Genomic DNA, 26030 nt, shown 5'->3' with positions numbered 1-26030 from the left:
TCTTTATAGGCTGCCCCCAAAAGATCGCAGCCTGCGGCAGCTCCTACGGATTTACACATTCCCCTGTAGGAGCTGCCGAAGGCTGCGATCTTTTCCTGCTACACCACTATTTCAAACCGGAATCAGGTCGCATCCGCATGACTGACCATGCCCTTGATCACCACCGCCGTCGTTGCCAGCGCCGCCGGAATCACCAGCGCCGTCAGCACTTGCTCGAAGTTCCAGCCCAGCCCCAGCAGCGTCGCACCCATCCAGGCACCAAGGATGGCGCCGAAGCGGCCGATGCCGAGCATCCACGACACGCCGGTGGCCCGCCCTTGTGTTGGATAGAACCGCGCTGCCAGTGACGGCATTGCCGATTGCGCACCGTTGACACACATCCCGGCCACCAGCACCAGGGTCGCCAGGATTGTGATGTTGCCCAGGCTCTGCCCTACCGCGTAGGCAAACACCCCGGCCAGCAGGTAGAAAGTGCCGATGACCTTGTGCGGATTGAACCGGTCCATCGCCCAGCCCACACCCACCGCGCTCAGCACACCACCAAACTGGAACAGCGCGCCGATGAAGGCGGCCTGCTCCATGCTCGCGCCGCTGTCACGCATCAGGGTCGGCAGCCAACTGGTCAGCAGGTAAACGATCACCAGGCCCATGAAGTAGGTCAGCCACAGCAGCAAGGTGCCGGTGCTGTAGGTGCCGGAGAAGATCACCGCAAACACATTGCGCGCCTTCACGGTTTTCTGTTCCGGCACGCTGAAGCTGGACGCCTGGGCCACCACCGTAGGGTCAATCGGCGCCAGTGCCTTGCGCACTTTGTCCGTACCGCGGTTGCGCACCACCAGGTAACGCGCCGACTCCGGCAGCCAGAGCAGCAAAACGACGGCGAGGATCAGCGGCAGAATCCCGCCGATCAGCAGCAGGCTGTGCCAGCCAAAGGCCGGAATGAGCTTGGCGGAGATGAAACCGCCGCCAGCCATGCCGAGGTTGAAGCCGCAGAACATACTGGTCACCAGCAGGGACTTTTTGCGCTCCGGGGTGTACTCCGACAGCAGCGTGGTGGCGTTCGGCATGCCGGCGCCCAACCCCAGGCCGGTCAGGAAGCGCAATACCAGCAGCTGATCGACATTGGTGCTGTAGGCCGAGGCCAGGCTGAAGGCACCGAACAACAGCACCGCACCGACCAGTACGACTTTTCGCCCGAAGCGGTCAGCCAGAGGGCCGGAGCCCAGTGCGCCGAAGACCATGCCGATCAATGCCGCACTCATCACCGGGCCGAGACTGGCGCGGTCGATACCCCAGTCCTGGGACAGGGCCGGGGCGATGAAACCCATGGCCGCGGTGTCGAGGCCATCGAGGAAGACAATCAGGAAACACAGGATCACCACACGCCACTGGTAGCGCGAAATGGGTTGGGCATTGATGAAGGACTGCACGTCGAGGCAGTTACCTACAGCAGACTGAGGCTGGTTCATTATTTTTATTCCACGGATCGCAGTCGAACGGTGTCAGCAGATGCTGACGAAGCCGCGACAGTAATGATCCGGAGGAAACAGCGTCAATTCGATAAACGCATCTCTGTGCGTTTATCGAACAGCTTAGGCAAACAACTGGGCGCTGAGGTCGCGGCTGGCGCTCAACAAACCGGGAAGGAAACGCTGTTCCAGTTCATTGCGACTGACCCGTCCGGCGTGAGTGCTGACATTGAGGGCCGCGACCACCTGCCCGGAAGCGTCATACACCGGGACGGCAATCGAACGCAGCCCTTGCTCGAGTTCCTGGTCGACGATGCACCAGCCTTGCAATCGTACTTCTTGCAGGCATTCGAGCAACGCCTCGGGGGTGTGGATCGTGCGGCTGGTCTTGGCCTGCAATTCGGCGTGATCGAGGTATTCGCCCAGCGACGTGTCATCCAGCGCGGCCAGCAGGATCCGCCCCATCGACGTGCAATAGGCCGGCAAGCGTCCGCCTACCGACAGGTCCACCGAAATCAGGCGCTGGGTGGTCGCCGAGCGGGCGATGTACAGAATGTCATCACCCTCCAGCGTGGCCATGTTGCAGGCCTCGTGAAGTTGTTCGCTCATGCGGTCCAGGTAAGGCTGGGCGGAAACCGCCAGCGGCGTCGATGACACATAGGCATGGCCGAGGGTCAGGACTTTGGGCAGCAGCGAATAGGTGCGGCCGTCGGTGGTGGCGTAGCCGAGTTTGATCAGGGTGTGCAGGCAACGGCGCACGGCGGCACGGGGAATTTCCGTGCGGTGGCTGATCTGGGCGATGGTCAGGTGCCGTTTGCGCTCCTGGAACGCTTGCACCACGGCCAGGCCACGGGCCAGGGACGTCATGAAATCCGGGTCGCCGGTCAGTGCCTGGATCCGTTTGGCTGGTGAGGCAACGATGGGAGGAGCCACTGAAGCGAAGGAATTGCGCATTTGATCGTTCATACAAGGTCCTTTTACCCATTCGGATCAGCGACTATTACAAAGGGCTGGCGCCTGACGCTCAAGCCCGGCCCGCCAACTCCGTGCGATTATCGAACGCTCGACCGATAATCGCAATCCACCATATGAATAACCCGATCCGCCGATGCCCGGTTTTTCGCCGACTCACGACCCCATGTTTACGTCGACTCGACACAGGACTTAATGTGGTAATCCATTTATCGTAACTTGCCTGACTTAATGGCGTCAGAAAGGCATCGTAGCAATGCGGCATCAGTCGAGGTTCTAGTTAATCGTAAAGTTGCGAGCAACAAAACAGTCACACACCAGGATCCACTTTTAACTCTTTGGAGATAGTGTTCTTCGAATCGGCCGCTATAATACAATTCAGTAGCGATTCGGTTTTTTACTTGCCGAACCCGCTGCCCGGCAATGCGATGTTCCATCGCCGTTGCCCGTTGCAAGCGCCAGATCCGCATTGCACAGCCTTGCCCGTGCGCTTGCCGAAACAGGAAACTGAAGCTACGTCAGCTGTTTATCTCTGGTGCCGTGGCCGCCTGTGACATGGAAGTATTGATCACGTTGTTGTCAAAAACGATGCCTTGACGGGCATTGCCCATTCGACGAACGTGATCAAACGATTTGATGCAGCGCGTTTTCACCAGAATTTATCCCAACTCAAACAGGTAGCACTGTGACGAAAGACGAACTGCGCGCGGAACTAGAGCGCCAGGAACAACGTTACAAGGAAGTTTACGGCGGAGAAGTCACCACTTACGCCGCTCAACCCGAACCGGAACGCAAACCCTGGCGTAAACGCGCCACCGTTCAGGATCAGGTTTTCCAGCAAGAAATTCAAAAAATGGAAAAGGAACTCAAAGCCGAAGAGCCGTGACTGCTTCGGCCTGATCCTTACAAGGGCCTGCCTCTGCACCCGCTAAAAGCGGGATGTATTGATGCTGCCTTTCGCGCCCGCTACGAGCGGGCAGCGGCCATTACCGTCGTCGAATCCGGCAGATTTCCGGTATCTGACCTATTTCTCAGATTTTTCTCACAACTGTTCAGACCCCTCTTACCGGGCCGTGAAGGTTTTGTGACAGTGTATTTTTTTCAATTGAATCAATGACTTAAAAAACGCAGCAAAACCGTGGGTTTTCAGGTGCGGCGGCAAAAAAAATCGTTGAAGAATGTTACCGATGAGCAGCTAGTGCATTGATTAGCAGTCTTTTCTGGCATAATCGCGCCCCCTTATGACCGGGTCAGAAAACCTTCATGATCGATTTATTCAGCGGACTGGATGCTTGGGTGCTTGTGAGCCTCTTGCTCGCCCTGGCCTTTGTCCTCGCCTTCGAGTTCATCAACGGCTTTCATGACACCGCTAACGCGGTGGCGACCGTTATCTACACCAAAGCCATGCCGCCTCATCTGGCGGTGTTCTTCTCCGGTGTGTTCAACTTCCTCGGCGTGCTGCTGGGCGGGGTCGGCGTGGCGTATGCCATCGTCCACCTGCTGCCGGTAGAACTGCTGATCAATGTGAACACCGGTCACGGACTGGCCATGGTGTTCTCGTTGCTCGCCGCCGCCATTACCTGGAACCTGGGCACCTGGTACTTCGGTATTCCCGCGTCCAGTTCCCACACGCTGATCGGTTCGATCCTCGGTGTCGGCCTGGCCAACGCCCTGATCAACGATATTCCGTTGGCTGACGGTGTGAACTGGCAGAAAGCGATCGATATCGGCGCCTCGCTGGTGTTCTCGCCAATGGCCGGTTTCCTGATCGCCGCGCTGATCCTGATCGGCCTTAAATGGTGGCGTCCACTGTCGAAGATGCACAAGACGCCGGAACAGCGCCGCAAGATCGACGACAAGAAGCACCCGCCGTTCTGGAATCGCCTGGTACTGGTGATCTCGGCCATGGCCGTGAGTTTCGTGCACGGTTCCAACGATGGTCAGAAAGGCATCGGCCTGATCATGCTGGTCCTGATCGGTATAGTGCCGGCCCAGTTCGTCCTCGACCTGAACAGCACGACCTATCAGATCGAGCGGACTCGCGACGCCACGCTGCACCTGAGCCAGTTCTACCAGCGTAACGCTGAAACCCTGGGTGAGTTCCTGGCCCTGGGCAAGAGCGTGGAAGGCGATCTGCCGGAGAAATTCCGTTGCAACCCGCAACAGACCGAACCGACCATCACCGCCCTGCTCGGCACCCTCAAGGGTGTAGCCGACTACCACTCGCTGCCGTCGGAAAGCCGCATCGAAGTACGTCGTTACCTGCTCTGCCTGGACGACACGGCGAAGAAAGTCAGCAAGTTGCCAACGCTCGGGGCCCGTGAAAAGGCTGACCTGGACAAGCTGCGCAAGGACCTGACCACCACCACTGAATACGCTCCGTTCTGGGTGATCCTGGCGGTCGCACTGGCCTTGGGCCTGGGCACCATGGTCGGCTGGAAACGCGTGGTACTGACCATTGGCGAGAAGATCGGCAAGCAAGGCATGACCTACTCCCAAGGCATGTCGGCGCAGATCACCACCGCCACCCTGATCGGCATGGCGAACATCTTCAGCCTGCCGGTTTCCACCACCCACGTACTGTCCTCGGGCGTGGCGGGCACCATGGTCGCCAACAAGAGCGGTCTGCAAAGCGGCACCGTCAGAACCATCCTGCTGGCCTGGGTATTGACCCTGCCAGCCACCGTGGCCCTGTCGGCCGGGTTGTTCTGGCTGGCTTCGAAGGCACTTGGCAGCTGATAAGCAGCCAAACCAGAAAAGGCGCGCTCCGCAAGGAACGCGCCTTTTTTATTGCCAAAATCTTCGCCACACCACAAATTATTGTGGGTGCGAGCTTGCTCGCGATAGCGGCCTTACAGCCAATATAGATGCTGAATGTTATGGCCTCATCGCGAGCAAGCTCGCTCCCACAGGGTTTGCGTGTATCGATAGAGTTTTACAGGCAAAAAAAAAGGCAACCGAAGTTGCCCAAAATGCCTTGCGTGCTCATTACATCCAGAAAGGACTACAGTTATTTCCTCTTGTGCGAATCCTTCCAGATAAAAAGTCCGAACCCTGCAAAAAATACAAACATGAGGCTGACAGTCAGCACTCCGGCGATCACCACGTTGTCGAAAAACATGACGCGTCTCCTGTACCTGCCCTGTTGCGATAGGGCTAAGTTAACCAAACGGGCAGGAGAGAATATTGACCAGGATCAATGTCGTTCGAGACGGGGCAAGAGGAAGGGAGAAGTTTGACCCGGATCAATGAATGCGGGGGATTTCAGCGCTTTTTCGGTTTGTTTTTCGGCTTTTTTTTGGCCTTGCCCAATGGCATGGCCTGCTCGAACGCCTGGCGAACTTCATTGAGCCGCTTGTCATTGAGGTCATGAACACGCTTGGCGCGCTCAGCATTGAGGTCAATCAGTTTGTCGTCTTGGCTCATGGCGGTCAGTGCATCGCTTGAAATGAGTTTAAGCCACCGTAGCGTTCGGCAACCCTGCGCCAATAATGCGGCCTGACAGCCGCGCTGACCAGCCTGCGTTCAAATCTCGATATCGACCCACAGCCCCTGCCGCGGCTGATCTTCCATCAGCGGCGCCACCGGCACGGTGTTGTCGGCATTGAGCTCATCCCCGGGAATCGCCAGGTGAGCCTCGGGGTCATTATCAGCCTCGTGGCGACGCCGCTCCTGCTCCTGCCTGCGGCGCTGCTCCTCGCGCAGCACTAACCCGTCCTCCTCAGGATTGCGCTTTTGCAGGTCGATCGTGCTTTCACTGGAGCTTTCCTGCACCGGCACCACCGGAGGAATATCCGGACGCTGACGGATCGGGTCGGTCTGTGAAGTGATCGGCACGGCACTCAAGGGGAGCATCGGTGGCAGCATGGTTTTCAGTCTCCTGTCAGCAGGCTGTCGGCTGCGGGGATGGCGACTTGAGCCATCGGTCGCAATCTGTGACTCATTTGGCACTCATTAGTGCACCGGGCGGCGCGTCATGCACAGGTGGGCTAACGTATGACTGTGAGTTTTTCTGAGAGTCCTTTGGCCCTGAAGCCCTCATTCCGTTAAGATAGCCCGCTTTTTCAGGTGGGAGTCAGGCAGCATGGCGCAGCAGTATCAACCGGGGCAACGCTGGATCAGTGACAGCGAAGCCGAGCTGGGTTTAGGCACCGTTCTGGCACAGGACGGCCGCTTGTTGACCGTGCTCTATCCGGCCACTGGCGACACTCGCCAGTACGCGCTAAGGAATGCGCCCCTCACTCGTGTGCGGTTTTCGCCGGGCGACTCCATCACTCACTTCGAAGGCTGGAAGCTGACCGTCCGCGAAGTCGACGACGTTGATGGCCTGCTGGTTTACCACGGCCTCAACGGGCACAACGAAGTGGTCACCCTGCCGGAAACTCAACTGTCGAACTTCATCCAGTTCCGTCTGGCCAGCGACCGTCTGTTCGCCGGCCAGATCGACCCGCTGGCCTGGTTCTCCCTGCGCTATCACACACTGGAACACACCAGCCGCCAGTTGCAGTCCTCCCTTTGGGGCTTGGGCGGCGTGCGTGCGCAACCGATCGCGCACCAGTTGCACATTGCCCGCGAAGTCGCTGACCGTATCGCGCCACGGGTTCTGCTGGCCGACGAAGTGGGCCTGGGCAAAACCATCGAAGCCGGCCTGGTGATCCATCGCCAATTGCTCTCGGGCCGCGCCAACCGCGTGCTGATCCTGGTTCCGGAAAACCTGCAGCACCAGTGGCTGGTAGAGATGCGCCGCCGCTTCAACCTGCAGGTCGCACTGTTCGACGAAGAACGCTTCATCGAAAGCGATGCCAGCAACCCCTTCGAAGACACCCAACTCGCGCTGGTCGCGCTTGAGTGGTTGGTGGACGACGAGAAGGCCCAGGACGCGCTGTTCGCGGCGGGCTGGGACTTGCTGGTGGTCGACGAAGCTCACCACCTGGTGTGGCACGAAGATCAGGTCAGCCCTGAGTATTCCCTGGTCGAGCAACTCGCCGAGACCATTCCCGGCGTGCTGCTGTTGACCGCGACCCCGGAACAACTGGGCCAGGACAGCCACTTCGCTCGTCTGCGCCTGCTCGACCCGAACCGTTTCCACGACCTGCAAGCCTTCCGCGCCGAGAGCGAAAACTATCGCCCGGTGGCCGAAGCCGTTCAGGAGTTGCTGGACAAGGGGCGCCTGTCGCCGCAAGCCCACAAGACCATCCACGGCTTCCTCGGCAACGAAGGCGAAGCCCTGCTGGCCGCCGTCAACGATGGCGACACTGAAGCCAGCGCCCGTCTGGTGCGCGAACTGCTTGACCGCCACGGCACCGGCCGCGTGCTGTTCCGCAACACCCGCGCCGCCGTGCAGGGTTTCCCGGAGCGCAAGCTGCACCCGTACCCGCTGCCGTGCCCGGACGAATACCTCGAACTGCCGCTGGGCGATCACGCCGAGCTGTACCCGGAAGTCAGCTTCCAGGCCCAACCAGACGCCAGCGAAGAAGAACGCTGGTGGAAGTTCGACCCGCGCGTCGAGTGGCTGATCGATCAACTGAAGATGCTCAAGCGCACCAAGGTACTGGTGATCTGCGCCCATGCCGAAACCGCCATGGACCTGGAAGACGCCCTGCGCGTACGTTCCGGCATCCCGGCCACGGTGTTCCATGAGGGCATGAACATCCTCGAGCGTGACCGCGCCGCCGCCTACTTCGCCGACGAAGAGTTTGGTGCGCAAGTGCTGATCTGCTCGGAAATCGGCAGTGAAGGTCGCAACTTCCAGTTCTCCCATCACCTGGTGCTGTTCGACCTGCCGTCCCACCCGGACCTGCTGGAGCAACGCATCGGTCGTCTGGACCGGATCGGCCAGAAGCACATCATCGAACTGCACGTGCCGTACCTGGAAACCAGCCCGCAAGAGCGCCTGTTCCAGTGGTACCACGAAGCGCTGAACGCATTCCTCAACACCTGCCCGACCGGCAACGCCTTGCAGCACCAGTTCGGCCCGCGCCTGCTGCCGCTGCTCGAAGAAGCCGACGATGGCGAGTGGCAAGCGCTGATCGACGAAGCCCGCACCGAGCGTGAGCGTCTGGAAGCCGAGCTGCACACCGGTCGCGACCGTCTGCTGGAGCTCAACTCCGGCGGCGCGGGCGAAGGCGATGCGCTGGTGGAAGATATCCTTGAGCAAGACGATCAGTTCGCGCTGCCGATCTACATGGAAACCCTGTTCGACGCCTTCGGCATCGACAGCGAAGACCATTCGGAAAACGCGCTGATCCTCAAGCCGAGCGAAAAAATGCTCGACGCCAGCTTCCCGCTGGGCGACGACGAAGGCGTGACCATCACTTACGACCGTAACCAGGCGCTGTCTCGCGAAGACATGCAGTTCATCACCTGGGAGCATCCGATGGTCCAGGGCGGCATGGACCTGGTGCTGTCCGGCTCCATGGGCAACACCGCCGTGGCGCTGATCAAGAACAAGGCACTCAAGCCGGGCACCGTGTTGCTGGAACTGCTGTACGTCAGCGAAGTGGTTGCCCCACGCTCACTGCAACTGGGCCGCTACCTGCCGCCGGCCGCCCTGCGCTGCCTGCTCGACACCAACGGCAACGACCTGTCGGCCCGCGTGTTGTTCGAAACCTTGAACGATCAGCTCGAAAGCGTGCCGCGTGCCAGCGCCAACAAATTCATCCAGGCCCAGCGTGACCAACTGACGCCACGGATCAACGCCGGTGAAGCGAAGATCCTGCCGCGCCACACTGAACGTGTCGCCGAGGCGCAGCGTCGCCTGGCCGCCGATACCGAGGAAGAACTGGCGCGCTTGACCGCGTTACAAGCGGTCAACCCGACCGTGCGCGACAGCGAACTGGTGGCCCTGCGCAAACAACGCGAGCAAGGCCTGGCCATGCTCGACAAGGCTGCGCTGCGACTGGAAGCGATTCGGGTGTTGGTGGCGGGTTAACAACCCTTCTCCACCGCTATAAAAAGAAGGCCCGCAGCGATGCGGGCCTTTTTGTTTACTTCAATTTCAGTAGTGCTGCTGATGGCCTCATCGCGAGCAAGCTCGCTCCCACAAGTTTAGTGTTGACCACATTACCTGTGAACAACACTAACCACTGTGGGAGCGAGCTTGCTCGCGATAGCGGTTAAGCAGTCACCGCAGAACCTTCAGGCTCACCCACCGCCACCAACCCGTCCTTCATCCGCTTGGCATCGCGCACAAAACACCGTGAAGCCAGGAACAGGAACACCACGGTGAACAACAGCGCCACCGGAATCAGGTACATCGCGTCATGCAGGCCGACTGCTTTAAACGCCTCAGTCATCTGTTCCGTCCCCGCCGCAAGCATCGCCGTGTGGGCGAAGTGATCTGACAAGGCTCCCACCACCACCGGCCCCAGGCCACCGCCCAACAGGTACAGCCCGGCAAAGAACAGCGCCATCGCCGTTGCCCGCAACCGCGGCTCGACCACATCCTGAATCGCCGTGTACACGCAGGTGTAGAAGTTGTAAGCGAACAGCCAGCCCATACTGAATACGGCGACAAATACACCGATCTCGATTCGCCCGGAATGCAGCGCCCACGCGGTGCAGACCGTCGAAATCACCAGGCTGAAGGCGGCAAACAACAGCCGCCCGTTGGCGACCCGCTGGTGAATCTTGTCCGCGATCCAGCCACCGAGGGTCAGGCCGACCAACCCGGTCACACCGACAATAACCCCGGTGGCGACCGCGGCTTCCTGCAACGGCATGAGAAAGTAGCGTTGCAGCATCGGCACCAGAAAGGAGTTACAGGCATAGGTGGCGAAGTTGAAACACAGGCCGGCCATCACCAGCCACAGGAAGGTTGGCACAGCCAGTACCCGCCGGATCGGCCGATCGATCCTTTCCTGCGAAACCTGAACGCTCTCGGCGGCGCCACGCTTCGGCTCCTTGATGAAAAACATGAAGATCGCCAGGAACAACCCGGGCACCGCCGCGATAAAGAACGGCGCGCGCCAGCTATCGAAGGCCTTGACCATCGCGCCGATGGTGAAGAACGCCAGCAACAGCCCCAATGGCAGCCCCAGCATGAAGATCCCCATGGCCCGCGCCCGGCGGTGAGCCGGAAACAAGTCGCCGATCAGCGAGTTGGCGGCCGGCGCGTAACTGGCCTCGCCGATGCCGATGCCCATGCGCACGATCAGGAAGCTCCAGAAACTGCCCACCATGCCGTTGACGGCCGTCAACCCGCTCCACACCGCCAGCCCCCAGCCCATCAGCTTGCTGCGCGAGCCGGTATCGGCCATGCGCCCCAGCGGCAAGCCGGCAATGGCGTAGACGATGGTGAATGCCGTCCCGATGATCCCCAACTGGAAATCACTGAGGTGCCATTCCATGCGAATGGGCTCGATGATGATGGCCGGGATGGTGCGGTCGAAAAAATTGAACAGGTTGGCCAGGAACAACAGGAACAGAATGCGCCAGGCATTGGCCGCTTGGGTCGAGTTCTGCATGGGTCCGTCTCTTTTATTGTTTTTGGGGCGTCAATGCCCCCGGACTTTGCAATCTAGACAGGCCGGCCGCACCTGTCTTTCATTATTCGCCAGGCTGATACCAACCCATGGGGCACACCCTGCAGGAGCTTTCGCGGGGCGGGTATTTCGCAGCCCGTCCGGTCGATGAAAAATACCTTGCAGCCCCCCTTCCCAAGCCGTTGGCGAAGCCTAGAATAGCCGCCTTGTTTCCCCCCCTGTGTCTCCACTCCTCCTTAGATAATCGCCCATGTCCGAAGTCAGTCCGTGTCTGAATTGCGGTGCCTGCTGTTCCCATTTTCGCGTGTCATTTTTCTGGGGGGAATGCGCCTCGTCCGGGGGGACGGTACCCGATGAGCTTGTCGAACAGATCAGCCCCAGTCGGGTCGCGATGCTCGGCACCGGCTGCAAACCCGTGCGTTGCACCAGCCTGGTGGGAGACGTGGGCAGTACGGTGCAGTGCTCGATTTACGAAAAACGCTCCAGCACCTGCCGGGAATTCGACGCTTCGTGGGTCGATGGCGTGGCCAATCCCGATTGCGACGCGGCCCGTGCCGCTTTCGGCTTGCCGGCCCTGCAACCCGCATTCGAGACGCCTCAGAAGCAAATCGCCTGAGCATTAGCACCAATCGCTATTAGGCTAATGTCAAAATCATTGAAAGCAATGTGCCACTACCGCTTGCACCCCACCCATGCCCTCTATACTCCAGGACATTCGCCGACGCTCCTTGCGCCGGCCTGAGGGATAACGATGGGGGCATGCTATGGAGTGGCTTGGTTTGCATTTCATTACCGAGCTACCAGAGAGTGGGCAGGTCATACTTAATTGCACACATGACCCTTTTCTGGTGCTGCTGGCTTATCTGGTCGCCTGTGTTGGCAGCTTCGCGACACTGGACATGGCCGAACGGGTTGCTCACGCTGAAAAATCCGCGTCCCAAACGCTCTGGCGCTGGGTGGGCAGCGGATGCCTGGCCGGCAGTATCTGGGCCATGCACTTCGTCGGGATGCTGGCCTTCCAGGCGCCTGTCGATCTTCACTACCAACTGCCTGTCACGCTGTTCTCGCTGACCATCGCGCTGCTCGCCGCGTGGCTGGCAATGCATACCCTCAGCCTCCCGGACTTGAGTTTGCAGCGCTGTCTAAAGGCATCGATCGGAATCGGCCTGGGTATCGCGACCATGCATTACGTGGGCATGACGGCCATGCACTCCAATGCCTCGGTCTATTACCATCCGGGCCTGTTTGCCCTTTCCATCGTGATCGCGATCGGTGCCGCGCTGGCAGCCTTGTTACTGGCATGGTATCTGCGTGACGGCGCCGGCATGCTGCATCATCTCTTCAAATACTGCGCCAGCCTGTTGCTCGGGGCGGGCATCCTCGGTATGCACCTCACGGCCATGGCCGCCTTCAACCTGGTGCTGCCCAGCGACAGCGTGCCAGCGCAAACCGGCGAACACAGCCAACTGCAACTGGCACTGACCGTGGCGGTCATGACCCTGCTGATCATCGGCAGCAGCATCAGCGCGGCACTGGCGGACAAGAGACTGCAACGCAAGGACCACGACCTGCAACGGGTCAACTCCCTGCTCAGCCAGCTGGACCAGGCGCGCATGTCGCTGCAACAGGTGGCGCACTACGACGCGCTGACCAACCTGATCAACCGCCGCGGATTCAACCAGATCTTCGCCGAAAAACTCATCGAGAAATCCAACAAAGGCGGGATGCTGGCGGTCATGTTCCTGGACATCGACCATTTCAAGCGGATCAACGACAGCCTTGGCCACGATGCCGGTGACGAACTGCTCAAAGTGCTTGCCGGGCACATCAAGAGTTCGGTTCGCAGTCACGAAGATGTGGTCGCGCGCTTCGGAGGCGACGAGTTCTGCCTGCTCATCGACCTGCATGATCGTGAAGAGGCGCGGCATATGGCCCAACGCATCATGCTGAAAATGAAGGAGCCCATCGAGCTGGCCGGCAGGCGCATGGTCATGACCACCAGCATCGGCATCAGCCTGTTTCCGGAAGACGGCAAGACCTGTGAGGAACTGTTGAAGAACGCCGACCTGGCGCTGTATCAGTCCAAGGGCAGCGGTCGCAACGGGCTGAACTTTTTCAGCGCCAACCTGAAAACCCGCGCCACACTCGAGCTGCAACTGGAAGAAGAGTTGCGCCACGCCCTGCGTGAAGACACCGGCCTGATGCTCTATTACCAGCCGATCTATGACCTCAAGACCGGTCAGGTCAGCAAGCTCGAAGCCTTGATCCGCTGGCAACACCCGGTCCACGGTTTACTCGTACCGGATCGCTTTATCGCCATCGCCGAGGCCAACGGCCTGATCGCCGAGCTGGACAACTGGGTGCTGCGCAAGGCCTGCGAGGACTTGGGCGAGTTGTCGCGCCAGGGCTGTGAAGACCTGAAGATCGCCGTGAACTGCTCGCCCCTGAACCTGGCGCGCGAAGAACTGGCCGATGAAATCGAGTACGCATTGCGGGCCTCCGGTGTGGAGCCCCACCGCCTGGAACTGGAGGTCACCGAAAACGCCTTGATGGGCAATATCGCCAACACCCTGGTGCTGCTGCGCCAGATACGCGCCCTCGGCGTTTCGCTGTCGATCGATGACTTCGGCACCGGCTACTCATCCCTGGCCTACCTCAAGCGCTTGCCGCTCAACACGCTGAAAATCGACCGTTCGTTCATCCAGGACATTCCCAAGGCGACCCAGGACATGGAGATTGTCCAGGCGATCATCGTCATGGCCCATACCCTGCACCTGCAAGTGGTCACCGAAGGGGTCGAAACCTTCGAGCAATACCAATTCCTGGAAAACCACGGCTGTGACTTCGTTCAGGGCTATCTGCTGAGCCGGCCGGTGCCACTAACCGAGTTGCTTGCGGTGCTGAACGAAATCAACCAGCGCAAGCACACCTATACCGTCACGACGCTGAGTCTGGCTCACGGTACATCTGCACTAATGTAGACGGGTCTTTTTCAAGGAAACCCTGACTCCCATGCAGGCGCATCAACTGCGCGGCCAAACCGCTGATCGGTGTCGCCGAGCCTTGTTCACGGGAAAACTTCACCGCCGTATCCAGATCCTTGAGTAACGTGCGCACGTGCCATTTGACCGGCTCGAATCGGTTTCCCGCCATCTGTGGGGCCAGGATCTGCAAGGGTTTCGAATCGGCAAAGCCGCCGGCCAGCGCTTCTGCGATCAGGCTGGCATCAACCCCGGAACGTTCCGCCAGCGCGACCACTTCGGCAATCACCAATGCATTGCAGGCGACAATCATCTGATTGCACGCCTTGGTCACCTGCCCTGCCCCGACGCCGCCCATGTGTGTCACACGCTGCCCCAGGTTCAACAGCGCAGGCCGGACCCGCTCCAGATCCAGCCAGTCACCGCCGACCATGATCGCCAGGCTTCCAGCCTCGGCACCGACCACACCACCGGACACCGGCGTGTCGAGCCAGCCCATGCCGGTTTTTGCGGCGAGATCTGCGGCCATTCCCCGCGTGGCGTTGGGCTCCAGGCTGGAAAAATCCACCAGCAGCTGGCCTTTTCCTGCCCCTTCGATAATGCCTGCCGGACCAAACACCACCTCGCGTACGACCGACGTATCCGCCAGGCACAGCATCACCACGTCAGCGTGCTGGCACAGTTCGGCCGGGCTGGCGACCTGGCGTGCACCGGCCTCCACCAGGGGCTTGCACTTGTCCGGATTGCGATTCCATACCGCCAGCGGATAACCCGCGGCCAGCAGGCGCCGGCACATCGGCAACCCCATCAGGCCGATCCCGGCAAACCCTAGCGAAGGTAGCGTTGACATCATTTTGCCTCTTCTTGATTAAAGATCACCGAATATTGGCCGATTCATCATGACTTAGGAAAGGATTCACCCCCGAGCAATGCTCAGGCTAAAGACCAAGGCATGGTCCAAGTACGCGCTGAAAAAAGACGCGATTGTATTCCGTGACGGTTCGACGACAGTGAGTCGGCCAACCAATCAGCCCAGGTAGATGGCGAACAATGACTTCTAAAAACAACCCGGCCACTGCGGTAACCGATCTGACGTTGAGCCCCGCGGCCAACAGCCCGTCATCACCGAAGCCATTGATTCAATCGCGCCCGCTGGCGACCCAGCAATACCTGTACTTCACCGAAACCAACACCGACCGCATCCTCGACAACCTCGACGGCCTGCGCGACATGGTGTTCCCGCGCGCACCGCACCTGGAAGGCGACAACGAACAGCACAGCGACCAGGAATTCCCGTCGGTGTGCCTGATCGGCCTGGGCCGCTGCGGCTCGAACATTGCGCTGGACGTGGCGGAGCTGGTGTACAACGCCCGCAAGTTCTACCTCAACGAATTCAACAACGAAGATCGCCTGTCGCCGGACAAGCGCTTTGCCGAAAAGGGCTACAGCCCGGCCCAGTGGATCCGCAACAACCTGCGCCTGGGCCAGAGCAAAAACACCAAGCCGGTGTTTCTGGTCGAGCCGCTGGTGATGCTCGGCGACCTGGACAAGGACATCGCCGGCCGCATCCGCTTCTCGCGCAAGGGCGAAAAAAGCGGCTTCCTGCGCGACTACAGCAAAATGAAAATCATGGACCTGTCGGAAGTCCACGCCGGTGGCGCCGGTAACGCGCCGATCCTTGGCCAGTACCTGGCCAAGATCATCCTGAACAAGGACACCCAGCGTTTCTCCAGCCCTGACTGGAAAATGATTCACTCGTACCTGATCGACAGCTGCGGCATCAAGGCCAACCAGTCGCGCCTGTATTTCTCGATCTTCAGTGCCGGCGGCGGTACCGGTTCGGGCATGGCCTCGGAATTCGGCCTGGCCCAGCAGCACTCGTACATGAACAAGACGTTCGACACCAAACCGATGGACGAGCACGACAGCAAGAGCGGCCACTCCTTCGTCTTCGAACCGATCTTCACCAGTGGCATCTGTGTACTGCCGAACATTTCCGATCACCGCAGTGAAATGTCCGAGGCGTTGCACATCAACGCCGGCCGCCTGCTGTGCAAATACCTGTCGGAAGAGTGGGACTTCTCCTACAATTTCGCCAACGAAGACAGCAGCGAAGCCAGCGTCATGGGCCGCATCCGCCCATGGAACGCGATGATGCTGATCTCCAACGACATCATGCGTTACGCCGAAGAGAACGATGACGGCAATATCCAGAACATTGATGTCAATGCCATGGAAAAGCATGCCAACCAGTACATCTCGCAGCAGATTTTCAACATTCTGACGGCCCAGGCGGTGACCACCGACTACGACCAGAACTATTTCCGTCGGGCCGGCATCGACATCGGCGAAACCATCCGCCTGGACGCCAACGACCTGTTCATGAGCCTGGCCGGCCCGGTGGCCATTGCCTACGCCGAGTCCGTGGTGCCGGAAACCCCGGCGCCGAGCAGCGACAAATTCAAGGTATTCGAGAAAGAGCCGCAGCGCCTGAACATCGATGACCTGTTCTTCCGTTCGATCGACCTGCCGCACTTCAACAAGGTCACCCAGGCCATCGAAGGCATCAGCCTGTTGCCGATCGAGTCCAAGCGTTATCGCGCGTCGCTGGAGCAGTACAAGAACTCGGGTTACGACGCGGCGGCCCTGCATGACCTGCACTTCTTCAAGAATTGCTCATCGGTGGTGTCGATCGTTTCCTTGCCGAAGGACTACAAGCTGTCCTACATGGATTTGAACCGGTTGAAGACTCACCTCAACAGCCTGTTCCCCAACACCACGCTCAAGCGCTACGCGCTGGTGATCGGTGCTTCGGCCAACCTGTCGCTGACCACCCTGATCGCCAAGAGCCCGTGCCTTTCGGACGATTTCCTGACGCTGATCGTGGCCTTCATCAAGCGCTGCTTCGCGAAAAACCCGTACCGCTTCGACGAGACCCTGGACAACTCGATCCTGGACTTCATCATCAACGAACAGTTCGATGAAGACCGGATCGACGAGTTGCTCAACGAATTCGAGAACCCGGCGAAGATCCTCGATACCAACTGGTACGCGATCAAGCCGATGTACGAGAAGAAGTACCGCGAGCTGATCAACGACAAGGAAAAATTCGTCTCGATCAACGACATCCGCCTGTCCCGGGATTGCGTGAAGAAATCGATCAAGTACCTGCGCGAGATCTACCGTCATCGCATCGGCAAGACCAAGGTTATTTCGTTGAATAACCATACGGGCAAGACGGCTTAACAAGACGCAAAACCGCGTCGCCCCCATCGCGAGCAAGCTCGCTCCCACAGGGATCGCATTCTTTCTGAGAGAACGCGGTCAACTGTGGGAGCGAGCTTGCTCGCGATGACGGCCTTGAACTCACTGCATATCAACATCCAGAAACAATTGAGCAGACGTTCAGTTGCCCTCCCAACTGTTCCCGTTACGTTTACGTCACCGTGAGGCTGTGGCCTTTCTCTACGGCAACATGCCATCACGCTACTCGGCTACACACTTTCCCCCCTGAAAGAAGCGCACCAATAAGGTGCGACCTTTAAGCCTGCGCTCTTTCCTGAACCAGAATCCACGGCGAAACAACCACGGCCCACAGCTGCGGATCACGCTCAAAAAGATCCAGCGCCCGCGTTTCAGACAGCTTGGCGAGCTTGTCGGCGGCCAGCCAGGCAGCCACTTTCTCCCCTTCATCCTGGGCCACGGCCTCGGCGGCGGCGATCAGATCCAGGCCAGGATCGACCCACAATAGGGCACCCTTGGCGAAGAACGGCTCCAGCTCTTTCCAGGTAATAGATGCGGTTTCACCAAGCAGCTTGGCATAGAGGGTGCTAGGTTCTTGATTCATGGGACTGTCCGGAAAAGAAATCGACGCAGATGATAACGTCGGTGGACTGGCAGAAAAACCCGGATGCAATTGAGTGACCGAAATGAAAAGCGCAGGAAAGCCAGGGAATGCACTGAATCCGGCTATAAGCCCCTCAACACCCCGCCGCAATTCTGTCTTTTACTTTCAATAAAGCGACACTTGCAGGTTTTGTCCCCCGGCGCCGCCTTCCCAGGCTGACAATCGGCGCTCTACACTGTACCGGTACAGTTGCCGAGGGGCTTTTCCGGGGAATGTCGCAGATATCTGACCCGGTTCTGCTGCTTTCGGCGCCAGGACTATAAAAACTACAACAGTAAGAGTGGAGCACTATGACTAAGGCTACTAAGCAGATTTCCAAACTGTTTGCCGCTATGGTTCTGGCCGGGGTTGCCAGCCATTCGTTCGCAGCTGACACCATCAAGATCGGCATCGCCGGCCCTAAAACCGGTCCTGTAGCCCAATACGGCGACATGCAGTTCAGTGGCGCCAAAATGGCCATCGAGCAAATCAACGCCAAGGGCGGCGTAGACGGCAAGAAACTCGTAGCCGTTGAATACGATGACGCCTGTGATCCGAAACAAGCTGTGGCAGTCGCGAACAAAGTCGTCAACGACGGCGTCAAGTTCGTGGTCGGTCACCTGTGCTCCAGCTCCACTCAGCCGGCTTCGGACATCTACGAAGACGAAGGCGTGATCATGATCACCCCGGCTGCCACCAGCCCGGACATCACCGCCCGTGGTTACAAAATGGTGTTCCGCACCATCGGTCTGGACAGCGCCCAGGGCCCTGCCGCCGGTAACTACATTGCCGATTTCGTAAAACCGAAAATCGTTGCTGTTCTGCACGACAAACAGCAATACGGTGAAGGCATCGCCAGCGCCGTGAAGAAAACCCTGGAAGGCAAAGGCGTCAAGGTTGCCGTGTTCGAAGGCATCAACGCCGGCGACAAAGACTTCTCGTCGATGATCGCCAAGCTCAAGCAAGCCAACGTCGACTTCGTCTACTACGGCGGCTACCACCCGGAGCTGGGCCTGATCCTGCGTCAATCCCAGGAAAAAGGCCTGAAAGCCAAGTTCATGGGTCCGGAAGGCGTGGGTAACGACTCCATTTCGCAGATCGCCAAGGACGCTTCCGAAGGCCTGCTGGTGACCCTGCCGAAATCCTTCGACCAGGATCCGGCCAACGTTGCCCTGGCTGATGCGTTCAAAGCCAAGAAAGAAGATCCGAGCGGTCCGTTCGTGTTCCCGGCCTACTCGGCTGTGACCGTGATCGCCGACGGCATCAAGGCTGCCAAGTCCGAAGACTCCGCCAAAGTGGCTGAAGCCATCCACGCGGGCACCTTCAAGACGCCTACCGGCGACCTGAGCTTCGACGAAAAAGGCGACCTGAAAGACTTCAAATTCGTGGTTTACGAGTGGCACTTCGGCAAACCTAAAACTGAAGCCAAGCCTCAGTAAGGCGTTGCCTGACTGACTGCCAATAAAGCCCACGGCGTGCCGTGGGCTTTGTTTTACGAACGTATTGGGCCGCGCTGGCGTGATCCGCCAGTCTCCCCACCTGAAAATCTCAAAACCGTCATCAGCGGTTCGCTGGCAAACCCCGAACTCGAAGTGGATGCAGATCCACGGGGCTCGGGCGGGAAAATGACTCCACCAGTGAAATGCGTATCAGGTTTTTAGGAGCGCTGTAATGCCTGACATCTATCACTTCTTCCAACAGCTGGTTAATGGCCTGACCATTGGCAGCACGTATGCCCTGATCGCCATCGGCTATACGATGGTTTACGGCATCATTGGAATGATCAACTTCGCCCACGGCGAGGTATACATGATTGGCTCCTACGTGGCGTTCATCGCCATCGCCGGGCTTGCCATGCTGGGACTCGACAGTGTTCCGCTGTTGATGACCGCCGCTTTCCTCGCGACCATCGTCGTCACCAGTGCCTACGGTTACAGCATCGAACGGATCGCCTACCGCCCCCTGCGCGGCAGCAACCGTCTGATCCCGCTGATTTCCGCCATCGGCATGTCGATCTTCCTGCAGAACACGGTTCTGCTGGCGCAAGACTCCAAGGACAAATCCATCTCCAACCTGATTCCGGGCAACTTTGCCTTTGGGCCAGGTGGTGCACATGAAGTGCTGATTTCCTACATGCAAATCGTGGTGTTCGTGGTGACCTTTGTCGCCATGCTCGGCCTGACGCTGTTCATCTCCCGTTCTCGCCTGGGTCGCGCCTGCCGCGCCTGTGCCGAAGACATCAAGATGGCCAACCTGCTGGGTATCAACACCAACAACATCATCGCCCTGACCTTCGTCATCGGTGCGGCGCTGGCAGCGATTGCCGCCGTCCTGCTGAGCATGCAGTACGGCGTGATCAACCCGAACGCCGGTTTCCTCGTCGGCCTCAAGGCCTTCACCGCAGCGGTGCTGGGCGGTATCGGCAGTATTCCGGGCGCCATGCTCGGCGGGCTGGTGCTGGGTGTGGCGGAAGCCTTTGGTGCCGATATATTCGGCGACCAGTACAAGGACGTCGTGGCGTTCGGTCTGCTGGTTTTGGTGCTGTTGTTCCGGCCAACCGGCCTGCTGGGCCGTCCGGAGGTTGAGAAGGTATGACTAGGAATCTTAAACAGGCGCTGTTCAGCGCTTTGCTGGTGTGGGCCGTGGCCTACCCGGTACTCGGTCTGAAGCTGACCATCGTCGGCATCAACCTCGAAGTTCATGGCACCAGCGACGCCACCCTGATCACCATCGCGGTGTGCTCGGTACTGATGTTCCTGCGGGTATTGTTCGACCAGCAGATCAGCTCGGCCTGGCGTTCTTCGCCAAGCATGCCGCTGATGCCGGCCAAGGCCAGTAACTTCCTGACCCTGCCGACCACTCAGCGCTGGATCATCATCGCGCTGATCGCCGGTGCCCTGGTCTGGCCGTTCTTCGGCTCTCGCGGTGCGGTGGATATCGCCACGCTGGTGCTGATCTACGTGATGCTCGGCCTCGGCCTGAACATCGTGGTCGGCCTGGCCGGTCTGCTCGACCTCGGTTACGTCGGCTTCTATGCCGTCGGCGCCTACAGTTATGCCCTGCTGTCGCATTACTACGGCCTGAGCTTCTGGATCTGTCTGCCGATCGCCGGGATGATGGCGGCCACTTTCGGCTTCCTGCTCGGTTTCCCGGTACTGCGCCTGCGCGGTGACTACCTGGCGATCGTGACCCTGGGCTTCGGTGAAATCATCCGTCTGTTCCTGCGTAACCTGACCGACATCACCGGCGGCCCGAACGGCATCAGCAACATCGAGAAGCCAACGTTCTTCGGCCTGACCTTCGAACGTAAAGCCGCTGAAGGCCTGCAGACGTTCCACGAGTACTTCGGCCTGGAATACAACTCGATCAACAAGGTGATTTTCCTTTACCTGGTCGCATTGTTCCTTGCGCTGTTCGCACTGTTCGTCATCAATCGCTTGCTGCGCATGCCCCTGGGTCGTGCCTGGGAAGCGCTGCGTGAAGATGAAATCGCCTGCCGTGCGTTGGGTCTGAACCCGACGATCATCAAGCTTTCAGCCTTCACCCTGGGCGCCTGCTTCGCCGGTTTCGCCGGCAGCTTCTTCGCCGCGCGTCAGGGCCTGGTGACACCGGAGTCCTTCACCTTCATCGAGTCGGCGACCATTCTCGCCATCGTCGTGTTGGGCGGCATGGGCTCGCAATTGGGCGTGGTGCTCGCAGCCACGGTGATGATCCTGTTGCCGGAAATGATGCGTGAGTTCAGTGAGTACCGCATGTTGATGTTCGGCGCCTTGATGGTGCTGATGATGATCTGGCGTCCTCAAGGTCTGCTGCCCATGCAACGCCCTCACATGGAGCTGCGCAAATGAGCCGCGAGATCCTGAAAGTAGAAAATTTGAGCATGCGCTTCGGCGGCTTGCTGGCGGTCAACGGCGTGGCCTTGAGCGTGAAGGAAAAACAGGTCGTGGCACTGATCGGCCCCAACGGCGCCGGCAAAACCACCGTGTTCAACTGCCTGACCGGCTTCTACAAGCCGAGCGGCGGCAGCATCCTGCTCGATGGCGAATCGATCGAGGGCCTGCCCGGCCACAAGATCGCCCTCAAGGGCGTGGTACGTACCTTCCAGAACGTGCGGTTGTTCAAGGACATGACGGCGGTCGAGAACCTCTTGATCGCTCAGCACCGTCACCTGAACACCAACTTCCTGGCCGGCCTGTTCAAGACCCCGGCGTTCCGCAAAAGCGAACGCGAGGCCATGGAATACGCCGAGTACTGGCTGGAAAAGGTTCACCTCAAGGAGTTCGCCAACCGCCCGGCCGGCACCCTGGCCTATGGTCAGCAACGCCGCCTGGAAATCGCTCGCTGCATGATGACCCGTCCGCGGATCCTCATGCTCGACGAACCGGCCGCCGGCCTGAACCCGAAGGAAACCGAGGACCTCAAGGCGCTGATCAGCGTGCTGCGTGAAGAGCACAACGTCACCGTGCTGCTGATCGAACACGACATGAAACTGGTCATGAGCATTTCCGACCACATCGTCGTGATCAACCAGGGCACGCCCCTGGCCAACGGCACGCCGGAACAGATCCGCGACAATCCTGAAGTGATCAAAGCCTACCTGGGGGAAGCGTAAATGCTGCAGTTCGAAAACGTTTCCACCTTCTATGGCAAGATCCAGGCCCTGCACAGCGTCAACGTCGAAGTCCGCCAGGGCGAGATCGTGACTCTGATCGGTGCCAACGGTGCCGGCAAGTCCACTCTGCTGATGACCCTGTGCGGTTCGCCGCGCGCCCACAGCGGCAGCATCCGCTACATGGGTGAGGAACTGATCGGCCAGGAATCCTCGCAGATCATGCGCAAGAGCATTGCCGTGGTGCCGGAAGGTCGTCGGGTGTTTTCCCGTTTGACCGTGGAAGAAAACCTCTCCATGGGTGGTTTCTTCACCGCCAAGGGCGATTATCAGGAACAAATGGACAAGGTTCTCGGACTTTTCCCACGCCTGAAAGAGCGCTTCGACCAGCGCGGCGGCACCATGTCCGGCGGCGAACAGCAAATGCTCGCCATCGGCCGTGCGTTGATGAGCAAGCCCAAGCTGTTGCTGCTCGACGAGCCTTCCCTGGGCCTGGCACCGATCATCATCCAGCAGATCTTCGACATCATCGAACAGCTGCGCAAGGACGGTGTGACGGTGTTCCTGGTCGAGCAGAACGCCAACCAGGCGCTGAAGATCGCTGACCGTGCCTACGTTCTGGAGAACGGCCGGGTGGTGATGCAAGGCACCGGTGAAGCACTGCTGACCGACCCGAAAGTGCGCGAAGCGTACCTCGGTGGTTGAGCCATTGCGGTAAACAAAAAACGGCCTTTGCGGGCCGTTTTTTTATGAAGGACATGCTCAGTGTAGGAGCTGCCGAAGGCTGCGATCTTTTGATCTTGCTCTTGGCTCACCACGGTCCTGAAAGTTCAAAGTCAAAAGATCGCAGCCTTCGGCAGCTCCTACAGCCGATCCAGTACCTCCCCACTGCGCTTGAACCACCCGATCAGATAATCCGCCAGTACCTGCGTACGCTTGGGCAATCCGCCCTGATACGGATGCACCAGGTACATCGGCATGCTGCGAGTCTGATAATCGCGCAGGAGCCATCGCAAACGCCCGTCGGCCAGTTCTGTTGGCAAACAGTAGGATGGCAGGCGTGCAATACCGGCACCGACCAGTGCGGCCTTCTTCAACAGGTTGTAGTGGTTGCTGGCGAAGAGCCCCGACACCCGCACCCGCAATAACTCGTGCTGCTGGTGATACAGCCATTCCTCGCGGCCGCTGTAGTGACTGTTGAGCAGACAGCGATGCTCGGCCAGCGCCTGGGGCGTTTGCGGTTCACCGTATTGCTCCAGATAAGCCGGGCTGGCACAGGTCAGCTCTTGCCACGCCAGCAGCGGACGCGCCACCAGTCGCTGGTCAATGGCCACGTCGGAACGAATCGCCAGATCGAAGCCGTCGCGAGACAGTTCGCGGTAGCTGTTATTGAGCTCCAGCTCGATCTGCACCTGGGGATACTTGGCGGAGAACTCCAGCAACAGGCCATCGAAGAAGGTTTCCCCGAGCGACACCGGCACCGTCATCCGCACCGGGCCAGCCATGTCGTCCTTCAGACGCGCCAGGGCCTGGCGCGCCCGCTCGACTTGCACCACCAGCGCCTGGGCCTGTGGCAACAACGCAGCACCGGCGGCGGTCAGGCTCAAGCGGCGGGTGGTACGTTGCAACAACACCACGGAAAACTGCGCTTCCAGCTGGCTGATGCGCTTGGACAGTTGGCCTTTGCTGCAACCGAGCTGCTGCGCCGCCAGGGTGAAACTTCCCGCTTCGATCAACACCGCGAACGCGGCGAGGTCATCCATCTCGCTCATGGATTGTTTCCATTTGAAAACCAAAGGTTGCCTATTAGTGCGCTTATCTACGGAAAAAACCACCCTAAACTGATACCTCGTTCAACCCACTACGAGGATCAGCTTTCATGAAAATTCTTTTGATCGGCGCAGGCGGCACCATCGGTTCGGCCGTCGACAAGGAACTGTCGCAACGCCATGAAATCATCCGCATCGGTCGCACCAGCGGCGACTTTCAGGTGGACATCAGTGACAGTACCTCGATTCGCAAACTGTTCGAGCAGACCGGCAAATTCGATGCACTGGTGTGTGCCGCCGGCAACGTGACCTTCGCACCACTCAGCGAGATGACCGAAGAGAGCTTTGCCCTGGGCCTGAAAGACAAGCTCATGGGCCAGGTCAATCTGCTGCTGATCGGCCGCGAGTTCGCCAACGACGGCGCTTCGTTCACCTTCACCACCGGCGTACTCAGCCACGATCCGATCTACAGCGGTGCCTCGGCAGCACTGGTCAACGGTGCACTGGACAGCTTCGTCCGCGCCGCCGCCATCGAACTGCCACGCGGTCTGCGGGTGAATTCCATCAGCCCGACTGTGCTCGTCGAAGCCATGGGCAGCTATGCCCCGTACTTCCGCGGCTACAAGCCGGTTCCTGCGGTAGATGTGGCCTTGGCCTACGCCAAAAGCGTGGAAGGCCTGCAAACAGGTCAGACCTATCACGTCGGCTGACCGTCCTTCCTGACAGACGCGTTACTGGCGAGCGATCACGCCGTTCGCCAGGCGCTCGCGCCCGAACTGTCGCAGCCACTGTTGCATCGGCCGTTCGAACCATCGATGACAGATCAGGCTGGCACCGATCAGTACCGAAAAAAACAGCAGCAACGTCCAGGGTTGATAAAAGATGCTACGCCCCGGGAAGAATTTATCCGCCAGCAGCGCGGCGATAATTTGCAGTGGGAAGTGCAGCAAATAGGCGGCGTAGCTGATATCACCCAGCCACGCCAAACGCCGGGCGACCGGTTCCAGCAACTGATGACACGCCGCAATGGCCATGATCGTCAGCGGAAACAACAGCGCAAACTTGATCAGCGGCTGATCAGCGCCAAACAGCCACCATCCCGCTGCACAACCTGTCGTTAAACAAACGCCCACCCAACGAGCGGGCGCCCGTTGCAGCAGCCACGCCAGCCACACATAACCAACGCCACCGCAGAAAAAACTGAACACGCCAAGGGTGATTTTGTACTGTGCAGGAAAGATCCAGGCCGCCACGGCGATCAACAAAAAGCTGATCAGCGCTGGAAAAGGTGAATAGCGCCACAGCAAGAAGAACGCCGCGTAGAGCAGCACTTCAACAGAGATCGACCAGGCCGGGCCGTTGAAAGACCAGCCTTGTTCCAATCCCCACGCAGGGGCGAGAAAAATGTTCAACACGCCGTGATAGACATCATTGAACGGATAAACAAAAGCGTTTCCCTCATACCCTGTGTAGACCATCTGTAGCAGCGCAACAGCGCCGAAGGTTGCCAGATACAGCGGATAGATACGGCTGAAACGCTCGATGAAAAACTGTTTTGCGGTCAGCTCTCTGCGCGCCACGGCATGACCGAACAACCAGAAAAAGATGAACCCGGACAAGCTGAAGAACAGCGCAACCGCATCGCCCCCATGCTGATAAAACAATGAGAACAGGCTGTAGAAAGGTTGCTGCCCGGTTTGCAGCGGACCCGGCACTGCCCCTTGAAAAAAGAAGTGCTGCCAGTGCCAGAACACCACCGCCAACGCCGCGATACCGCGCAGTGCATCCAATACGTACAGCCGTTTGGGGAAAACAGACAGGTGTTGGTTCATGCCAAAGTGGGCCCGATCCTGGACAAGTG

Annotated in this window: 22 protein-coding genes; 12 read left to right on the top strand and 10 right to left on the bottom strand. The window is 59.2% G+C overall.

The window, feature by feature from the left end; genetic code table 11:
* Positions 1-122: 122 nt before the first annotated feature.
* Together pcaK and pcaR are read right to left on the bottom strand one after the other, a co-directional pair.
* Positions 123-1469, bottom strand: a complete 1347-nt coding sequence (gene pcaK / locus AC3IP0_RS06515) for a 4-hydroxybenzoate transporter PcaK (RefSeq protein ID WP_489318659.1) — start codon at positions 1467-1469, stop codon at positions 123-125.
* A gap of 123 nt (positions 1470-1592) precedes the next feature.
* On the bottom strand, positions 1593-2435 hold the full coding sequence (gene pcaR / locus AC3IP0_RS06510) for a pca regulon transcriptional regulator PcaR (protein WP_008054175.1): 843 nt from the start codon (positions 2433-2435) through the stop codon (positions 1593-1595).
* A gap of 691 nt (positions 2436-3126) precedes the next feature.
* On the opposite strand from pcaR, the gene AC3IP0_RS06505 reads away from it, so the two are divergent.
* A complete protein-coding gene (locus AC3IP0_RS06505; protein ID WP_008054177.1) occupies positions 3127-3327 on the top strand; it encodes a hypothetical protein in 201 nt (66 codons plus the stop codon).
* A gap of 377 nt (positions 3328-3704) precedes the next feature.
* The gene (locus tag AC3IP0_RS06500; RefSeq protein ID WP_489318658.1) at positions 3705-5180 is read left to right on the top strand and encodes an inorganic phosphate transporter; all 1476 of its coding nucleotides are present in this window, start codon (positions 3705-3707) and stop codon (positions 5178-5180) included.
* Between the two features lie 271 nt (positions 5181-5451).
* Here AC3IP0_RS06500 and ccoM read toward each other — a convergent pair whose 3' ends face one another.
* From ccoM to AC3IP0_RS06485, 3 genes are all read right to left on the bottom strand, one after another.
* The gene (gene ccoM / locus AC3IP0_RS06495; RefSeq protein ID WP_007976669.1) at positions 5452-5562 is read right to left on the bottom strand and encodes a cytochrome c oxidase subunit CcoM; all 111 of its coding nucleotides are present in this window, start codon (positions 5560-5562) and stop codon (positions 5452-5454) included.
* A 143-nt stretch (positions 5563-5705) separates the two neighbouring features.
* The gene (locus tag AC3IP0_RS06490; protein WP_008016476.1) at positions 5706-5867 is read right to left on the bottom strand and encodes a hypothetical protein; all 162 of its coding nucleotides are present in this window, start codon (positions 5865-5867) and stop codon (positions 5706-5708) included.
* 99 nt (positions 5868-5966) lie between these two features.
* Positions 5967-6308 carry a hypothetical protein gene (locus tag AC3IP0_RS06485; protein ID WP_008054180.1) on the bottom strand — a complete coding sequence of 114 codons (342 nt, stop codon included), beginning with the start codon at positions 6306-6308 and terminating at the stop codon, positions 5967-5969.
* A gap of 217 nt (positions 6309-6525) precedes the next feature.
* Between AC3IP0_RS06485 and rapA the strand changes: the two genes are divergently transcribed.
* Complete coding sequence (gene rapA, locus AC3IP0_RS06480) at positions 6526-9372, top strand: RNA polymerase-associated protein RapA (RefSeq protein ID WP_489318657.1); 2847 nt, start codon at positions 6526-6528, stop codon at positions 9370-9372.
* 184 nt (positions 9373-9556) lie between these two features.
* On the opposite strand, the gene AC3IP0_RS06475 is transcribed toward rapA, so the two are convergent.
* Positions 9557-10906, bottom strand: a complete 1350-nt coding sequence (locus AC3IP0_RS06475) for a spinster family MFS transporter (protein WP_489318656.1) — start codon at positions 10904-10906, stop codon at positions 9557-9559.
* A gap of 268 nt (positions 10907-11174) precedes the next feature.
* Here AC3IP0_RS06475 and AC3IP0_RS06470 point away from each other — a divergent pair, with 268 nt between their 5' ends.
* Both AC3IP0_RS06470 and AC3IP0_RS06465 read left to right on the top strand, forming a co-directional pair.
* Positions 11175-11540 (top strand): YkgJ family cysteine cluster protein, encoded by a 366-nt coding sequence (locus AC3IP0_RS06470; RefSeq protein WP_489326941.1) that lies wholly within the window; start codon positions 11175-11177, stop codon positions 11538-11540.
* A 148-nt stretch (positions 11541-11688) separates the two neighbouring features.
* Positions 11689-13905, top strand: a complete 2217-nt coding sequence (locus AC3IP0_RS06465) for a putative bifunctional diguanylate cyclase/phosphodiesterase (protein WP_489318655.1) — start codon at positions 11689-11691, stop codon at positions 13903-13905.
* Here the strand turns inward: AC3IP0_RS06465 and AC3IP0_RS06460 are convergent.
* Positions 13862-14758, bottom strand: a complete 897-nt coding sequence (locus tag AC3IP0_RS06460) for an NAD(P)-dependent oxidoreductase (RefSeq protein WP_489326939.1) — start codon at positions 14756-14758, stop codon at positions 13862-13864. The two genes, AC3IP0_RS06465 and AC3IP0_RS06460, sit on opposite strands and share 44 nt — an antisense overlap.
* Positions 14759-14955: 197 nt before the next feature.
* Between AC3IP0_RS06460 and AC3IP0_RS06455 the strand changes: the two genes are divergently transcribed.
* A complete protein-coding gene (locus tag AC3IP0_RS06455) occupies positions 14956-17151 on the top strand; it encodes a hypothetical protein (protein WP_489318653.1) in 2196 nt (731 codons plus the stop codon).
* A 295-nt stretch (positions 17152-17446) separates the two neighbouring features.
* Here AC3IP0_RS06455 and AC3IP0_RS06450 read toward each other — a convergent pair whose 3' ends face one another.
* The gene (locus AC3IP0_RS06450; protein ID WP_046043985.1) at positions 17447-17752 is read right to left on the bottom strand and encodes a DUF2288 domain-containing protein; all 306 of its coding nucleotides are present in this window, start codon (positions 17750-17752) and stop codon (positions 17447-17449) included.
* A 350-nt stretch (positions 17753-18102) separates the two neighbouring features.
* On the opposite strand from AC3IP0_RS06450, the gene AC3IP0_RS06445 reads away from it, so the two are divergent.
* The 5 genes from AC3IP0_RS06445 to AC3IP0_RS06425 all read left to right on the top strand — a co-directional run bounded on the left by AC3IP0_RS06445 (position 18103) and on the right by AC3IP0_RS06425 (position 23105).
* Entirely contained in the window at positions 18103-19230 is a 1128-nt protein-coding gene (locus tag AC3IP0_RS06445; RefSeq protein WP_489318652.1) for a branched-chain amino acid ABC transporter substrate-binding protein, read from the top strand.
* 232 nt (positions 19231-19462) lie between these two features.
* Positions 19463-20386 carry a high-affinity branched-chain amino acid ABC transporter permease LivH gene (livH, locus tag AC3IP0_RS06440; RefSeq protein WP_150812950.1) on the top strand — a complete coding sequence of 308 codons (924 nt, stop codon included), beginning with the start codon at positions 19463-19465 and terminating at the stop codon, positions 20384-20386.
* Positions 20383-21639 carry a high-affinity branched-chain amino acid ABC transporter permease LivM gene (locus tag AC3IP0_RS06435; protein ID WP_223444349.1) on the top strand — a complete coding sequence of 419 codons (1257 nt, stop codon included), beginning with the start codon at positions 20383-20385 and terminating at the stop codon, positions 21637-21639. Before livH ends, AC3IP0_RS06435 begins: the two co-directional genes overlap by 4 nt.
* Positions 21636-22403, top strand: a complete 768-nt coding sequence (gene livG / locus AC3IP0_RS06430; RefSeq protein ID WP_489318651.1) for a high-affinity branched-chain amino acid ABC transporter ATP-binding protein LivG — start codon at positions 21636-21638, stop codon at positions 22401-22403. Before AC3IP0_RS06435 ends, livG begins: the two co-directional genes overlap by 4 nt.
* The gene (locus AC3IP0_RS06425) at positions 22404-23105 is read left to right on the top strand and encodes an ABC transporter ATP-binding protein (RefSeq protein WP_489326938.1); all 702 of its coding nucleotides are present in this window, start codon (positions 22404-22406) and stop codon (positions 23103-23105) included.
* A 158-nt stretch (positions 23106-23263) separates the two neighbouring features.
* On the opposite strand, the gene AC3IP0_RS06420 is transcribed toward AC3IP0_RS06425, so the two are convergent.
* Positions 23264-24172, bottom strand: a complete 909-nt coding sequence (locus AC3IP0_RS06420; protein ID WP_489326937.1) for a LysR family transcriptional regulator — start codon at positions 24170-24172, stop codon at positions 23264-23266.
* A gap of 107 nt (positions 24173-24279) precedes the next feature.
* Between AC3IP0_RS06420 and AC3IP0_RS06415 the strand changes: the two genes are divergently transcribed.
* On the top strand, positions 24280-24879 hold the full coding sequence (locus AC3IP0_RS06415; protein ID WP_489318649.1) for a short chain dehydrogenase: 600 nt from the start codon (positions 24280-24282) through the stop codon (positions 24877-24879).
* A 21-nt stretch (positions 24880-24900) separates the two neighbouring features.
* Here AC3IP0_RS06415 and AC3IP0_RS06410 read toward each other — a convergent pair whose 3' ends face one another.
* Positions 24901-26001 carry an acyltransferase family protein gene (locus tag AC3IP0_RS06410; protein ID WP_489326935.1) on the bottom strand — a complete coding sequence of 367 codons (1101 nt, stop codon included), beginning with the start codon at positions 25999-26001 and terminating at the stop codon, positions 24901-24903.
* Positions 26002-26030 lie beyond the last annotated feature (29 nt).

The organism is Pseudomonas sp. GL_103, from assembly GCF_057835175.1.
Note: the sequence above shows the minus strand (reverse complement) of the source record. Positions and strands in the feature narration are given on the sequence as shown.

Excerpts from the sequence above, each read along its gene's own strand:
- pcaK (WP_489318659.1), bottom strand. The coding sequence starts at position 1,469 with ATGAACCAGCCTCAGTCTGCTGTAGGTAACTGCCTCGACGTGCAGTCC.
- pcaR (WP_008054175.1), bottom strand. The coding sequence starts at position 2,435 with ATGAACGATCAAATGCGCAATTCCTTCGCTTCAGTGGCTCCTCCCATC.
- AC3IP0_RS06500 (WP_489318658.1), top strand. The coding sequence starts at position 3,705 with ATGATCGATTTATTCAGCGGACTGGATGCTTGGGTGCTTGTGAGCCTC.
- ccoM (WP_007976669.1), bottom strand. The coding sequence starts at position 5,562 with ATGTTTTTCGACAACGTGGTGATCGCCGGAGTGCTGACTGTCAGCCTC.
- AC3IP0_RS06490 (WP_008016476.1), bottom strand. The coding sequence starts at position 5,867 with ATGAGCCAAGACGACAAACTGATTGACCTCAATGCTGAGCGCGCCAAG.
- AC3IP0_RS06485 (WP_008054180.1), bottom strand. The coding sequence starts at position 6,308 with ATGCTGCCACCGATGCTCCCCTTGAGTGCCGTGCCGATCACTTCACAG.
- rapA (WP_489318657.1), top strand. The coding sequence starts at position 6,526 with ATGGCGCAGCAGTATCAACCGGGGCAACGCTGGATCAGTGACAGCGAA.
- AC3IP0_RS06475 (WP_489318656.1), bottom strand. The coding sequence starts at position 10,906 with ATGCAGAACTCGACCCAAGCGGCCAATGCCTGGCGCATTCTGTTCCTG.
- AC3IP0_RS06470 (WP_489326941.1), top strand. The coding sequence starts at position 11,175 with ATGTCCGAAGTCAGTCCGTGTCTGAATTGCGGTGCCTGCTGTTCCCAT.
- AC3IP0_RS06465 (WP_489318655.1), top strand. The coding sequence starts at position 11,689 with ATGGAGTGGCTTGGTTTGCATTTCATTACCGAGCTACCAGAGAGTGGG.
- AC3IP0_RS06460 (WP_489326939.1), bottom strand. The coding sequence starts at position 14,758 with ATGATGTCAACGCTACCTTCGCTAGGGTTTGCCGGGATCGGCCTGATG.
- AC3IP0_RS06455 (WP_489318653.1), top strand. The coding sequence starts at position 14,956 with ATGACTTCTAAAAACAACCCGGCCACTGCGGTAACCGATCTGACGTTG.
- AC3IP0_RS06450 (WP_046043985.1), bottom strand. The coding sequence starts at position 17,752 with ATGAATCAAGAACCTAGCACCCTCTATGCCAAGCTGCTTGGTGAAACC.
- AC3IP0_RS06445 (WP_489318652.1), top strand. The coding sequence starts at position 18,103 with ATGACTAAGGCTACTAAGCAGATTTCCAAACTGTTTGCCGCTATGGTT.
- livH (WP_150812950.1), top strand. The coding sequence starts at position 19,463 with ATGCCTGACATCTATCACTTCTTCCAACAGCTGGTTAATGGCCTGACC.
- AC3IP0_RS06435 (WP_223444349.1), top strand. The coding sequence starts at position 20,383 with ATGACTAGGAATCTTAAACAGGCGCTGTTCAGCGCTTTGCTGGTGTGG.
- livG (WP_489318651.1), top strand. The coding sequence starts at position 21,636 with ATGAGCCGCGAGATCCTGAAAGTAGAAAATTTGAGCATGCGCTTCGGC.
- AC3IP0_RS06425 (WP_489326938.1), top strand. The coding sequence starts at position 22,404 with ATGCTGCAGTTCGAAAACGTTTCCACCTTCTATGGCAAGATCCAGGCC.
- AC3IP0_RS06420 (WP_489326937.1), bottom strand. The coding sequence starts at position 24,172 with ATGAGCGAGATGGATGACCTCGCCGCGTTCGCGGTGTTGATCGAAGCG.
- AC3IP0_RS06415 (WP_489318649.1), top strand. The coding sequence starts at position 24,280 with ATGAAAATTCTTTTGATCGGCGCAGGCGGCACCATCGGTTCGGCCGTC.
- AC3IP0_RS06410 (WP_489326935.1), bottom strand. The coding sequence starts at position 26,001 with ATGAACCAACACCTGTCTGTTTTCCCCAAACGGCTGTACGTATTGGAT.